This window comes from Corynebacterium sp. MSK032 (assembly GCF_030232065.1).
Classification (GTDB): Bacteria; Actinomycetota; Actinomycetes; order Mycobacteriales; family Mycobacteriaceae; genus Corynebacterium; species Corynebacterium jeikeium_D.
This window is the reverse complement of record NZ_JASPJR010000016.1, coordinates 1-13,738: the sequence shown is the minus strand read 5'-3', so window position 1 is coordinate 13,738 and position 13,738 is coordinate 1. Positions and strand designations below refer to the sequence as shown.

At 60.1% G+C, this 13,738-nt stretch carries 14 protein-coding genes; all 14 read left to right on the top strand.

The annotated features are described in order from the left end of the window. The first annotated feature begins 82 nt into the window (after positions 1-82). The 14 genes from rplU (at position 83) to holA (ending at position 13,599) form a co-directional block, all read left to right on the top strand. Positions 83-391, top strand: a complete 309-nt coding sequence (rplU, locus tag QP995_RS09385) for a 50S ribosomal protein L21 (RefSeq protein ID WP_005511541.1) — start codon at positions 83-85, stop codon at positions 389-391. Positions 392-431: 40 nt separating this feature from the next. Beyond that, a complete protein-coding gene (rpmA, locus tag QP995_RS09380; RefSeq protein ID WP_016422312.1) occupies positions 432-689 on the top strand; it encodes a 50S ribosomal protein L27 in 258 nt (85 codons plus the stop codon). Between the two features lie 256 nt (positions 690-945). Further along, positions 946-2,460 carry a GTPase ObgE gene (obgE, locus tag QP995_RS09375; RefSeq protein ID WP_284853151.1) on the top strand — a complete coding sequence of 505 codons (1,515 nt, stop codon included), beginning with the start codon at positions 946-948 and terminating at the stop codon, positions 2,458-2,460. A 98-nt stretch (positions 2,461-2,558) separates the two neighbouring features. After that, complete coding sequence (gene proB, locus QP995_RS09370; RefSeq protein ID WP_049171008.1) at positions 2,559-3,905, top strand: glutamate 5-kinase; 1,347 nt, start codon at positions 2,559-2,561, stop codon at positions 3,903-3,905. A gap of 175 nt (positions 3,906-4,080) precedes the next feature. After that, the gene (locus QP995_RS09365; RefSeq protein WP_049171011.1) at positions 4,081-4,794 is read left to right on the top strand and encodes a class E sortase; all 714 of its coding nucleotides are present in this window, start codon (positions 4,081-4,083) and stop codon (positions 4,792-4,794) included. Continuing rightward, positions 4,795-4,947 carry a hypothetical protein gene (locus QP995_RS09360; RefSeq protein ID WP_016422316.1) on the top strand — a complete coding sequence of 51 codons (153 nt, stop codon included), beginning with the start codon at positions 4,795-4,797 and terminating at the stop codon, positions 4,945-4,947. It begins immediately after the preceding gene. Positions 4,948-4,961: 14 nt separating this feature from the next. Beyond that, on the top strand, positions 4,962-6,305 hold the full coding sequence (locus QP995_RS09355; RefSeq protein ID WP_256884888.1) for a glutamate-5-semialdehyde dehydrogenase: 1,344 nt from the start codon (positions 4,962-4,964) through the stop codon (positions 6,303-6,305). A gap of 21 nt (positions 6,306-6,326) precedes the next feature. After that, positions 6,327-7,097, top strand: a complete 771-nt coding sequence (gene nadD / locus QP995_RS09350) for a nicotinate-nucleotide adenylyltransferase (RefSeq protein WP_284853150.1) — start codon at positions 6,327-6,329, stop codon at positions 7,095-7,097. A gap of 88 nt (positions 7,098-7,185) precedes the next feature. Beyond that, positions 7,186-7,644: a ribosome silencing factor gene (rsfS, locus tag QP995_RS09345; protein WP_005511538.1), complete on the top strand. Its 459-nt coding sequence runs from the start codon at positions 7,186-7,188 to the stop codon at positions 7,642-7,644. A gap of 2 nt (positions 7,645-7,646) precedes the next feature. Next, positions 7,647-8,354: a histidine phosphatase family protein gene (locus tag QP995_RS09340; RefSeq protein WP_070603359.1), complete on the top strand. Its 708-nt coding sequence runs from the start codon at positions 7,647-7,649 to the stop codon at positions 8,352-8,354. Next, positions 8,344-9,687: a DegV family protein gene (locus QP995_RS09335; protein ID WP_284853149.1), complete on the top strand. Its 1,344-nt coding sequence runs from the start codon at positions 8,344-8,346 to the stop codon at positions 9,685-9,687. The genes QP995_RS09340 and QP995_RS09335 overlap by 11 nt, the downstream gene beginning before the upstream one ends. Before the next feature lie 126 nt (positions 9,688-9,813). Next, positions 9,814-10,584 carry a ComEA family DNA-binding protein gene (locus QP995_RS09330; RefSeq protein ID WP_284853148.1) on the top strand — a complete coding sequence of 257 codons (771 nt, stop codon included), beginning with the start codon at positions 9,814-9,816 and terminating at the stop codon, positions 10,582-10,584. Then, positions 10,568-12,544 (top strand): ComEC/Rec2 family competence protein, encoded by a 1,977-nt coding sequence (locus QP995_RS09325; protein ID WP_070546423.1) that lies wholly within the window; start codon positions 10,568-10,570, stop codon positions 12,542-12,544. The genes QP995_RS09330 and QP995_RS09325 overlap by 17 nt, the downstream gene beginning before the upstream one ends. Beyond that, positions 12,541-13,599 (top strand): DNA polymerase III subunit delta, encoded by a 1,059-nt coding sequence (gene holA / locus QP995_RS09320; RefSeq protein WP_005511539.1) that lies wholly within the window; start codon positions 12,541-12,543, stop codon positions 13,597-13,599. The genes QP995_RS09325 and holA overlap by 4 nt, the downstream gene beginning before the upstream one ends. Positions 13,600-13,738: the final 139 nt, after the last annotated feature.

Here is a 13,738-nt window from a genome sequence, read left to right as displayed (position 1 = left end):
ACTAATCGCAATTCCATTGTCCAGTCAAGGAATTACAAAGATTCCTTGAGTCGAGTTTCTCAGATAAAGGGGTAGCCCTCCTATGTACGCGATCGTCAAGACCGGCGGCAAGCAGTACAAGGTTGCCGAAGGTGACCTCGTCAAGGTCGAGAAGATCGAGGGTGAGCCGGGTTCGTCCGTGGCTCTCACCCCGGTTCTGCTCGTCGATGGCGCAGATGTCATTGCGGATGCCGACAAGCTTGCCAACGTTACCGTTAACGCAGAGATCGTCGAGGCCGCTAAGGGCCCGAAGATCCGCGGCATGCACTACAAGAACAAGACTGGCTACAAGCGCCGCTACGGCCACCGTCAGCCGCTCACTGTTCTGAAGATTACCGGCGTCTCCAAGTAAACCGCCGAAATTCCAATTAGCTTTTCCCTAGGAGAAAATCATGGCTACTAAGAAGGGTGCATCCAGCACCAGCAACGGCCGCGACTCCGAAGCTAAGCGCCTCGGCGTGAAGCGCTTCGGCGGCCAGCAGGTTAAGGCAGGCGAGATTCTCGTTCGTCAGCGCGGTACCTCGTTCCACCCGGGTGAGAACGTTGGCCGTGGCGGCGACGACACTCTCTTCGCTCTGAAGGCAGGCGCAGTCGAGTTCGGTACCCGCCGTAACCGCCGCATTGTCAGCATCGTTGAGAATAACTCCTAAGAACAACCCTCGGTTGTCCACATAGGATTACTGCAACGTTGAATTTGAGGCAGGTTTAACTGCCTTGCAGAAGAGCCGATTCCTTTCCCACTGCGAAAGGTAATCGGCTCTTTTGTTGTTTATTACTGTTTCGCGCTTTTAGGTTGCGAGGCAGCGTTTTGTTACCGCCTAGACTTCTGCCCGTCGGCTCGCTTAAATTAGGGCATTACTCCAGGCACTAGATGATGGCTCTCCGCTCGGAAGTGTGTGTGATTTTATGTCTCGTTTTGTAGATCGTGTCGTACTGCATTTGCAGGCCGGCGACGGTGGTCACGGCTGTAACTCGGTGCTGCGTGAAAAGTTCAAGCCACTCGGCGGGCCCGATGGCGGTAACGGCGGCCACGGTGGCGACATTGTGCTGGTCGTCGACCCGCAGATTCACACTCTGATGGACTTCCACTTCCACCCCCATATCAAGGCTGCCAACGGTAAGCCCGGCGCGGGTGATCACCGCAATGGTGCTCGTGGTGAGGACCTGGTTCTCGGAGTGCCGGAGGGCACGGTTGTGATGACCGAGGATGGGGAAGTGCTGGCGGACATGACAGGTAAGGGTGCCCGCTTCATTGCCGCTGAGGGCGGTTACGGTGGCCTGGGCAACGCAGCGCTGGCGAACAAGAACCGCCGTGCGCCGGGCTTCGCTCTCCTCGGTGAGCCTGGCGAGGCCAAGGATCTTGTCTTGGAGCTCAAATCCATGGCAGACGTTGGACTGGTGGGCTTCCCGTCAGCCGGAAAGTCCTCGCTGGTCAGCACCTTGAGCGCTGCTAAGCCGAAGATTGGTGACTACCCATTTACCACGCTGCAGCCGAACCTGGGTGTGGTCAACGTTGGCTACGAGTCCTTCACCATCGCAGATGTGCCGGGCCTTATCCCGGGGGCGTCTGAAGGCCGTGGTCTTGGGTTGGATTTCCTGCGTCACATTGAGCGCTGTGCTGTGCTGGTGCATGTGGTGGACGCTGCTGCGCTGGAGGGCGACCGCGATCCGGTCTCTGACATCAAGGCGTTGGAGGCGGAACTCGCCAACTACCAGTCGGTGCTGAAGGCCGACGTGGGGCTTGGGGACCTCGCAGAGCGTCCGCGCGTCATCGTGCTGAACAAGATTGACCTGCCCGATGCTCGCGAGATGATTGACATGCAGCGCGAGGAGTTGGAGAAGTTCGGCTGGCCGATTTATGAGATCTCTACGGTGACGCACGAGGGGCTCAAGGAGCTGACCTACGGTCTGAAGGATCAGATTGCCGCCTACCGCAAGGCGCATCCGTTGCCAACAGAGCAGGAGCCCCGTGCGGTCATCCGTCCGGAAGGTGTGCGTGGCAAGAAGCGCGAAGGCGCGGACTTCACCATCGAGCGCGATCCGAATACCCCAGATGGGTTCATTGTGCGTGGCCGTAAGCCGGAACGCTGGATTAACCAGACGGACTTCGAAAACGACGAGGCAGTCGGCTACTTGGCTGACCGCCTGGCCAAGCTTGGTGTAGAAGATGCCCTGGCAAAGGCTGGGGCAACGGTTGGCTGCCCGGTGACGATTTCCTATCTCACCTTCGAGTGGTACCCGCAGCAGGTCGCGGGCACCGATGACTTCGTGCCGAGTGGCCGTGGTACCGACGATCGTCTCTACGTCAACGAGCGCACTAGCGCTGAGCAGCGTAAGCGTGCATCGCAGGCCCGCCGTGGTCTGATTGACGAGTACGATTTCGGAGATGGCGAAGAGGCTATTCGCGACCGGTACTCATAGTCGCGGGCGCCAGCGTCGTCGGCAAGCGAAGACTTCAAACTTGCATTTTGCCATTAATTGTTTAAACAATTATATAGTCAGAATTACATTAGACCGTCATGTTTTCCATTAGTGAAATGAGTGAGTCAGTTATCCCTTCCGACACCGTTGCCAACGATGTTGACGTCACTGGAGCAGATGCATTAGATGCCCCGGTAGCTACCCCGAAGTCTGAATCGGACGCGCCGATTTCCCGTGAGGAGGTCGACGAGCTGCTTCACAACAATCCTGAGTCCACCGTCGCTGAGATTGAAAAGGCGACTGAGAATTTATCTCCGGGAACCAAAGGCGGTTTCGATTCCGAGACTCGTGAGGCAATTCGGACCGCGAAGCGTGTCGTGGTGAAGATTGGTTCTTCCTCGTTGACCGGATCTGACGGTCGTACCGATCCCGAACGCATCGACTTCATTGCCGATGCCCTGGAAAAGCGGATGGGCTTTAGCGATGTCATTGTCGTGTCCTCCGGCGCGGTGGCATCCGGAATGGGGCCGCTGGGGCTGACTTCGCGTCCCACTGATTTGGCGACCAAGCAGGCGGCTGCAGCGGTGGGGCAGGTGCGCCTGGCACAGGAGTGGGGACGCTCCTTCCTGCGCTATGGCCGCACTTCTGCGCAGGTGCTTTTGACCTCGGACGATGCAGGTGTGCGTTCGCGTGCCCGCAACGCTCAGCGCACTATCGACCGCCTGCGCCAGCTGGGTGCAGTGCCAATTGTCAACGAAAATGACACGGTCGCGACCTCGGAGTTCCGCTTCGGCGACAACGACCGCCTGGCCGCCCTGGTCAGTCACCTGGCGTACTGCGATGCACTGATTCTGCTTTCCGACGTCGACGGCCTCTACGACCGCAACCCGGCCGATCCAGGTGCAACCTTTGTGCCAGAGGTGCGCAGCGGTAACGACTTGCGTGGTGTTATCGCCGGTGACGGTGGGGCATTGGGCACCGGTGGAATGGCCTCGAAGGTGTCTGCCGCACGCCTGGCTTCGCGTGCTGGGGTGCCGGTGCTGCTGACTTCGGCGTCCAACATTGAGCGAGCACTGGACCAGGCAGATGTGGGAACCGCTTTCGCCGCGAAGGACAACCGCTTGAGCGCCTGGAAGTTCTGGATGCTCTACGCAGCGGATAGCTCGGGCCTGCTTCGCCTGGATGCCGGCGCGGTCGACGCTGTGACCCGCATGCGCAAGTCGCTGCTCCCGGTCGGTATCACCTCGGTTGACGGTGAGTTCTCCGCTGGTGACATCGTCGACCTGATTGGCCCGAGCGGTGAGGTCATCGGACGCGGCGAGGTCAACTATGACTCTGAAGAATTGCTGGGCATGATCGGCTACCACACCGAGGAATTGCCGAATGACATGCAGAAGCCTGTCGTCCATGCCGACTACCTGTCGGATTTCGCCTCCCGCGCTTAGGAGAGCGTTGCGCTGAGAGCTGCAGCGCTTAAAGACGCGCACCTGGGCGCGCCCGGACAGAGGTGCCTCGGCAAAGACCGGCTGAGTGGGGACTAGCTGAGTGCGGACTGGCTGGGGGGAGGAGCGCCTGAGCGCGGACTGCCTGGATGAGGAACTTTCGGGCATAATCCTAAGTGTGTTATCGAAAATTATTGGCGTCATCGGCGAGTTGCTCTTGACAGCTGGAGTGCTGGTGGCGCTCTTCGCCTTTTATCTGCTGTACTGGTCTGGTCTTGAAACTGGGAAAGCTCAGCAGCAGGCTCGTGATGAGCTGCAGCAGGCATGGTCCGCACCGGCATCGGCCGCAGCTCAGGCGCCAGAAGGCACGGAGCCAGCTGTTGAGGGCTCCTGGGTGCCTGGCTCTGCGGTGGCGATGATTTCCGCTCCTAAGGCCGGTTTTAGCGATTTGGTCGTATTCGAAGGTGTCTCTCAGGAAGTTTTGCGCGGTGGCCCCGGCCATTATCCGAGCACAGCCCTTCCGGGGCAGGTGGGCAACAGCTCTTATGCCGCCCATCGTGACGGCCACGGAGCTCCCTTTGACAACATTGACCGCCTGCAGACGTGCGATGACATCACCGTAGAGACGCGTGATGCTATTTACCGCTACAAGGTATTGCCGGTCGACGGTATGGCTGGCGCAGGGGAAAGCTTCGACTGCGTGCCAGAAGGAACTAACGTCCCCGAGATTCCCGGCCAGCACATTGTCACTCCAGACCGCGCCGATGTCCTCAATCCGGTCGGTGACGCGACTCTACTTACGCTGACTACCTGCCATCCGCAGTGGGACAACACTCATCGGCTCATTATTCACGCGGTTCTCGCCGGTGTTGAGACCAAGGAGGTCAACTAGATGTACGCAGCTTTTTGGCGATCCCTGCCGGGTCCGTGGTGGGTGAAAGCGATCATCACCATCGTGATTGCCGTCATCGTGTTCCTGCTGTTGATGAATTACATCTTTCCTTGGGTTGCTGAGCTAATTCCTTCAAATGATGTCTCACTCTAGTTATGCTGGTAGGCATGACTGCTCAAACGAACGAAACTGCTAACACCATTCAACAGGGCATTGCCGAGGATTCGGCTCTTAGCCCGGAGCGTGCTGCTGAGCGCGCCGAGGTTTTAGATAAGGCACAGCGTGCCAAGGCTGTCGCGGGAGAGCTGGCTCGCTTTACGTCGGCACGCAAGAACGAGCTCCTGCTGGCCGCAGCAGATGCGCTGGTCGCCCGTACTGAAGAGATTCTGGTAGCCAACGCCAAGGACATCGAGGCCGGTAAGGCCCGTGGTTTTAGTGACTCCCTGCTGGATCGCCTGCGTCTTGACGCCAATCGTGTTGAGGGTATTGCCGGTGGGCTGCGCCAGGTTGCGGCCCTGCCGGATCCGGTAGGCGAGGTGCTGCGGGGAAGCACTCTTCCTAACGGCATCAAGCTTTCCCAGGTCAGCGTTCCGCTGGGCGTGATGGGCATGGTCTACGAGGCTCGCCCGAACGTTACTGTCGATGCCTTTGGTCTGGCGCTGAAGTCGGGCAACGTGGCCTTGCTGCGTGGCTCCAAGTCCGCCGTCCACTCCAACACGCAGCTGGTCGCGGTTTTGCGTGAGGTGCTGGCCAACCACGATGCACCGGAGGACCTTGTTCAGCTGCTGCCGTGTGAGACCCACGATTCCGTGCAGGATCTCATAACTGCCCGCGGCCTGGTTGACGTGGTGATTCCGCGCGGCGGTGCCGGTCTGATTGAGGCCGTCGTGACAAAGGCAACGGTGCCGACCATTGAGACCGGTACCGGTAACTGCCACATCTACATCGATGCTTCCGCCGATATCGACGAAGCGATTGCGCTGATGATTAACGGCAAGACCCGCCGTCCGAGCGTCTGTAACGCCACTGAAACGGTTCTCATTGACTCGGCGCTGTCCGCGCAGGATCAGGTTCGCATTTTGGACGCGCTTGCCGACGCTGGCGTTGCGGTCCACGGCGATGTCGATAATCTGGCGGCCTCTGGGTGGACTGGTGAGGTCATTCCTGCGACGGCGGAAGACTGGTCGGATGAGTACCTCTCGCTAGACATTGCAGCGCGCATCGTCGACGGTGTGGTGGCCGCGACGGATCACATCACTGAGTACTCATCGGGCCACACGGAAGCTATCTCTGCACGTGACTGGGGCGTGTGCCAGGAGTTCGTCGACCGTGTTGATGCTGCTGCCGTCAGCGTCAATGCCTCGACTGCGTTCACCGATGGTGAGCAGTACGGTTTCGGCGCAGAGATTGGTATTTCCACTCAGAAACTGCACGCCCGTGGGCCCATGGGGCTGCCGGAGCTGACCAGCAGCAAGTGGGTTCTGGCTGGTCGTGGACAGACTCGTCCGTAGTGCCCAGGTAAAGTGCCAGTCATGATTAAGCGCAAGAAAAGTGTGCGGTCGCGAGTACACGCCGCGTTGACAGCGAAGTCGGCGGACGCGCCCCGGCAGCGCATTGGCGTAATGGGTGGCACTTTTGATCCCATCCACAATGGTCACCTGGTTGCCGCCAGCGAGGTGGCAGACCGTTTCGACCTTGACTTTGTGCTTTTCGTGCCTACGGGTGAACCGTGGCAAAAGCGCGGCCGGAAGGTCTCTCACAGCGAAGACCGCTACCTGATGACGGTCATTGCCACTGCGTCGAACCCGCAGTTTTCGGTCTCGCGGGTTGATATTGACCGGCCGGGTGCGACTTATACTGTCGATACGCTGCGGGATTTGAAGGTCATCTATCCCAACGCGGATTTGTTCTTCATTACCGGTGCCGATGCGCTGCAGAAGATTATGACGTGGCGGGACTGGGAGGAGATGTTCGACGCAGCAACGTTCGTCGGTGTCACTCGTCCAGGGGTTCACCTGCGGGCAGAGGACCTGGAAGGAATCGACGCTTCACGGTTGCACCTCATCGAGATTCCCGCGATGGCTATTTCTTCTACCGATTGTCGAAAGCGTGCGGAGGCAGGACGCCCTGTTTGGTACTTGGTGCCGGATGGCGTGGTGCAGTACATCGCTAAGCGTGGTCTGTACCAGTCTGCTGAGGGCACGGTTGGTTCTGTGGGCCCCGCATCGGTGAACTCGACCTCCGAGGATGCGGCGCCGGTGGCTGCGGCATCGGTGGATGCGAAGTCCGATACCGCGGACTGAAAGTTAGCAAAATCCCGCTGAGACGGTAAGTTACAAGTACAAACGCTGTTTTTCACGACTTTTAAATCACAAGGAGCTGAAGTCTTTCGTGACTGCACAACCACGCGCCATTGAGCTGGCGACCGCCGCGGCGAAGGCCGCCGATAGCAAAAAGGGTGAGGACGTCGTTGTTCTCGATGTCTCTGGCCCAGTGGTGATTACGGACGCATTCGTCCTGGTCAGTGCTGACAATGAGCGTCTGGTTGCCGCAATCGTCGACGAAATTGAGGACGATCTGCGTGACCTCGGCGCAAAGCCGGTTCGCCGCGAAGGTGTCCGTGAGGGACGTTGGGCGCTGCTGGATTACGGCGACATTGTCGTGCATGTCTTCCGCAGTGAAGAACGCGACTTCTACGGCCTGGATCGACTGTGGCGCGATTGCCCGCGCATCGAGGTCGAGGGCATCGAGCAGCCGAGCAACGAGGACGGCGAAGATTCCGCCCGCAATGCTCGTTCTATCGACGAGATTCCGCTGGCTGCCGAAAACCCGGACACGGACGAGTTTTAATTGTGGCGGGCTCACGCGAGGCACATGTTGCTGCTCGACGTCGCCTGATTATGCTGCGGCACGGGCAGACATCGTATAACGCTACCGGCCGCATTCAGGGACAGCTGGACACGCAGCTTTCCGACGTTGGTCGCGAGCAAGCCCGTACTGCGGCGCAGTACCTGGCGGAGGCTGAACCGCGAATCACAAAAATCGTGTCCTCTGACCTGACCCGGGCAGCCGACACCGCCCGCGCGCTAGCCGAGGCCACCGGTGCAGAGTTGAGTTTTGATAAGCGCCTGCGTGAGACCAACCTCGGTGAATGGCAAGAGCGCACCTACGACGAGATTGACTCCGCGTTTCCCGGTATGCGTGACCACTGGCGCCATAATCTTAACTGGGCGCCCAAGGGCGGCGAGACCCGTTTTGAGGTTTCCAACCGAATGCTGGCGGTCATTGCTGAGCTAGCGGCCAACCCCGATTGGGAGTCGGATACCTTTGTGCTCGTATCCCACGGTGGTGCCATTGCTGCCGCTACCGCAGCCCTGCTGCAGATGCCGCGCGACTACTTCAGCACGTTCAACGGACTGGGCAACACTGCGTGGGTCGAAATGGAGCAGCGCACGCGCGTCAATGGTGAGACCTCCTGGTACCTGAATGCTTTTAACGCGAAGGTCCGTCAGCGGGAGTTGCAGGTTTCTGATTCTTCAGGAGGCCGCCATGCCCGGTGACGGTCGCGTTCGCATTGTTGTCGATGACACCGCGTGCCTGATGCCCGAGGTTGCTCGCAAGCTCGACATCACCGTGGTTCCCATCGGCCATGACATCAATGAAGACGCCGTCACCACGTCGGCAGTCAGTCCACTGAAGCTGTGCGCCGCATATGCGCGTGCGCTGGAACGCTCCAACAAGGATGGTTCTGACGCTGGCGTTGTCGCCCTGCATCTTGGCAAGGGAATGTCCGCTACCTGGTCTAACGCTGTCACCGCTGCTGGTGCGCTGGACCGTGTGACCGTCATCGATACCGACACCGTCGGAGCTGGAGTCGGTGCCGCTGCCATCGCAGCGGCCAAGGCTGCGAGGGCCGGGGCCAGTCGTGATGAGGTTGCCGACGTCGCCCGTGATGTGCTGCAGCGCTATCGACTCTGGTTGTTCGTACCGAAGCTTGACTCGCTGCGCCGTGGCGGTCGCATCTCTGCAGGCCAAGCAATGCTCTCCACGGCTCTCGCTATCAAGCCCATCGTCGGTATTAAAGATGGCTCACTAGCGCTGGTCGCCAAGTGCCGGACAGAGGCGAAGGTCAAGCAGCGCATGGTGGATTTCGCCACGAAGATGGTGCGGTCCGCGTCATCGGCGAACCGTCCGCCTGCGGTATTGCTGCATCATTCCGATGCGCTTGACGACGTTCACGAGCTCCAGGCCATGCTTGCCGAAGAGCTACCCGACGATACCCGGTTTAGAATCCTGGATTTGCCGGAGTCTCTTACCGCTCATGTCGGGCAGGGAGCCTATGCAGTTGGCATGGTCTCCGGTGGCTCGATTGATTCGAATGCCATGGATTTTGAAACAGAGATGGGCGTGACAGCGCTGCTCCACAGTGTGGAGGAGAGTGACGCGCCTGCTGTTGATGCTGTGGCTGCAGACGCGGTAGACGACGATTCCGGGAACATAGACAATTCCGGTGACTCTGCTGACACGGACGGTTCGGCTGAAAACGCTGGCACCACAGACCCAGGTGAGCCGATCACCGATCAGGCTGCGGTGAAGGTAGTTGAGAATCCGGCTGCCAGTCGCAACCGCAATAAACGAATCCATCGCACAGTAGTGACTAATGAACAGGGAATTCCGCTTTTCACCACGGCGGTTTCTAAATTGCCAACGTGGAGTGAGAATCGCCAAGCAGCTCTGGATAAAGCTGAGCGTCTGGCGAAGGCTATCTCTGATTTGGCGCTGCGCGATAAGTCCGATCCCGAGGGAGCTGTATTTGGCACCGAAGGGGAGAAATCGCGGGAGTCGTCGTCAAGCGACAAGCGTGATGATGACGGCGACGAGAAGAAGAAGTAGTTGCTGAACTGCGAAGATGATGTGGCCTGTGGATAACCCCCACAGGCCAGTTTTTATCCACAGATGACGCCTCGATGAGTGCTTTCGTCAAGGTGGGGTGTGGTGCGGGGCGCTAGGGTGCGCATCGTGACGAATTTGCGGAATCGGCTGGCGGACTATCTGGAACCGATTGATCAAGACAAGCGCATGGCGGTGGACTTTTCCACGCGCCGGGCGGTGGTGACGCCGCGGGTGGCGATGGCCGCGTGCATTGTGATTGCGGTGTTGGCCTTGGGAGCAATCGCTGCGGTGGTGTGGCCGTCGACGCCACAGGTGGAGATGCCTGCGGTGCAGGACGCTGCTGTCGCGGGGACGACACCAGAGACGACCGAAACCCCAGCGGAGATGACGGGCGGTCCGGGGCAGGAGACTAACGCTCAGGTACAGGCGGGGCCGTTGATTGTGTCGGTGGTGGGGTTGGTCGTGAATCCTGGCGTGGTGGAGGTGCCAGCGGGCGCGCGGGTGGTGGAGGCAATTGAGCGTGCGGGTGGGCTTTTGCCGGAGGCTAATCCTGCCAGCGTGAACCTGGCAGCACCGTTGGTTGATGGTCAACAGATTGTGGTGGGGACAGAGGCGCTGCCAGCAGGAACGGCGGAGGGCGGTTCCGATGTTTCTGGCGGTTCTGGCGCCGGTGCTGCAGGCGGGGCTGGCCCGGGTGGCTCTGACGGAAAGATCAACATCAACACCGCCACCGCTACGCAGCTGGAGGAATTGCCCGGAATTGGACCCGCAACAGCGACCAAAATCATTGACTTTCGTGAAAAGAACGGGCCTTTTGCGAGTATCGACGCACTTGAGGAGGTACCGGGAATCGGCCCGGCGAAGGTAGAGGCTCTGCGCGATGCCACCACCGTCTGACCTGCGCGCTCGTGCTGGGCTCGATGTGCGGCTAGTGCCAGCAGCGGTGTTGGCGTGGGCGACTGCGGTGGCGGTGATCATGCGCCCAGAATGGGCGATAGTTGTGGTACCGAGCTCAATCGCGACTGCGGTGGCGTTGCCGTGGGCGTGGCAGCGTTGGTCGTGGCGATGGGGCAGAGGTGCGGTGACCTCCGGCTGGCGAGCAATCGCCACTATCGTGGTGCCAGCTGTGGCGGTGGCCAGCGTTGCGGTGGCCACGCGAATCCGCATAGCGCAAGCCCGAGCCCATGAGCTCTATGAGGACATTGGTGGGATGGCGAAAGTGCAATTGCGCCTCGTCACCGAGCCGAAAGCAACCGAGTTTGGGGCCAGTGCGAAGGCCCGCATCGAAGGTCTTCCGGGGCAGGTGACGGCTTTCGGCGACGAGTCACTGTTGGCTATCACGAGAGACACCGTAATTGAATCCACAGCCGGTATACGTGTGGCCAGCAAGCCCTGCATTAGTGGTATCCAGCTGAATCTGCGCGGTGATGTTGAGGTCATCGCGCCACCACAGGGGCTGGCAGCTGACGTGAGGCAGCAGCTCTTTGACTCGGCGCAGAATCTCCCCGTTGGTCCCGACCGCCTGATTCCCGCCATGGCCATCGGCGATGAGCGCGGCTTTAGCCTCACCGATGGCGATGTGATGACTGCTTCTGGGCTTTCACATCTATCAGCGGTCTCTGGAGCGAACGTTGCGCTTGTTGTCGGGGCTGTTGTAGCCGTGTTTTCGTGGGCTGGACCGCGGGTGCGCGTCGCAGTCGCCGCGCTTGCCCTGTATGGCTTTGTGGCAATTGTGGGTACAGAACCGTCAGTGCTACGCGCGGTGGTCACCGGCTGCATTGGGCTGTTGGCGATTCTTGTAGGACGAGCTGGCCAGGCCATCGCGGCGCTGTCGGCTGGCATTATTGGGTTGATTCTCCTGGCTCCAGACCTATCGGTATCAGTGGGCTTCGCCCTCTCGGTCGCAGCCACCGCCGGGTTAGTCCTTCTTGCCGAGCCCCTTGCCAGACGCCTGTCCGCCACCACCGTTATGGGTACCTGGCCCGCCCCAGTAGTCCGCGCCGTCGCCGTATCGATTGCCGCACACGTGGTCACCATGCCCGTGTTGGCGCTCCTTATCGGCGAAATTAGTCACGTCTCACTGCTCGCCAATCTCCTCGCCGCGCCCGCCGTCGCACCGGTTACTATCGCTGGTTCGCTCGCTGCCGTTGCCGCCGCACTGCATCTCAATTGGCTGGTCAGTGCGCTGCTCTGGTGCGCCGCGCCGTGCGCATGGTGGATTCATCAGGTCGCACGCCTCGCTGCGGGAATCGTCGCGCCCGCCACTGGGACGGTCACGTTGGTCATCTCCTGCACGCTCACGTTCGCATGCTTGACGGCGCTCTGGGCGTGGCCCCGTCTTGCGCTCCGCGCTGGTTGCTTCGCAGTGGTACTTGCCGTCTGTAGTTACGCGGTTATTTGGGTGTTCGGGCTGGACATTGCGCGTGCCCCACAGGGGTGGAAGGTTGCGGCCTGTGCGGAGAAGAACCAGGTTGTTCTCATTCACGCGGAGGCTGTCGGAGAACCCGCCAACCATGTGGCATCGGTTGGTTACCCTGCACCGACCTCGCTCAGCCGGCAGTGCCGAATTGCACTCGGACTCACCGAGGAAGAGGCGGGGTACGTCCAGGTGCTCGATGACACCACCAATAACCCCACGACAGAAACCGTGGCGGTGGAGTCCCCGTCGTACATCGCTGAATCCGTGAGCGGCCAACCGTCCCAATCAGGCCGCTCACCCCAGTGGTTTATCGCTCGCGAGTGTGGTCCGCGCGTGCGAGAAACCGTAATGACACCCGAGCAGATTCCTGTGGTGTGCCCGCAGCGAGATGGGCCGCAAGCCCTGTATTCCAATGGTGAAGTCTGGCGAGGAAGGTGAAATCCGGGCTGTCCCGTAGGCTAGAAACAACAGTCGCAGGAATTAACGCGGAAAAGAGGTCGGGATTGAGCGCCGTCGCACCCGTGAATTTGATTGTGGGCAAAGAGGAGCTGCTGAAAGACCGCGCCCGCCTCGCCATTGTCGCTGCCGTCCGCGCGCAGGCAGCAACGGAGTCCGATCCGGGTGGACGCTCGGTGCCTGTGACCACCATCCGCGCAGGGGACATGACCACTGTCGATGCCGTGGAGCTCTTCAGCCCTTCGTTGTTTGGAGATGACCGGATCGTGGTTGTCACCGACTGCCAAGACGCCGGCAAAGAGCCTGCCAAGCTGTTGATGGATTCGGTTAAGGATCCCGCGCCGGGCATCACGTTGATTCTCCTTCACAGCGGTGAGGGGCGTCAGAAAAAGATGGTCGCTGACCTGCGCAAGTTGGGGGTCCGCTTTTTCGAAGCTCAACCGCTCAAGCGAAACGACTTGCCCGGTTTTGTTGGCGAAGAGTTCGCCTCACACGGGGTTAAGGTGCGTCGCGACGTCATCGATACCGTCCTGGATGCGGTCGGTTCAGACCTCCGCGAACTGGCGACCGCCATTTCCCAGCTGTGTGCGGATACAGCGGGCAAGGTCACCTCGGAAGCAGTGCGCACCTACTACGGTGCTTCGGCGGAGGTCTCGGGCTTTGAGATTGCCGAGCTCGCACTGCGCGGTCGGGGCGGGGAAGCGTTGGCCAAGATGCGCCGTGCCTTGCAGCTGGGAATGGCACCGGCACTGCTGTCGGCTGCAATCACGGGAATGGTTGGTGATGTAGCTCGGCTCCACGGTGCACGTGGTGTCAATGCGCGTAGAGATGCCCACCGCTATGGCATGCCGCCGTGGAAGTTGGAGAAAACTCAGCGGTTGGCATCTGCCTGGTCAACCCCGGCGGTTGCTCGCGCTGTGGTTGTCGCGGCACAGCTGGATGCAGACACCAAGGGAGCCTCATCGACGCCGGAACTATCGCTGGAACAGTCGGTGCTTCGTATCGCGGAGCTGGCCCATTCGTCCCATCGGCGTTAAAATTTCCGGGCTGCAAATGTGAAACTGTGTGAGTTTATGACACTTTCAAGCCATTTTTCGGGCGGTAGGTTCAGGCGGTGAATGCATCACCACTTTCGACCAGGAGAAGTAGTGAAGCAAACCCGCCGAACGAAATACA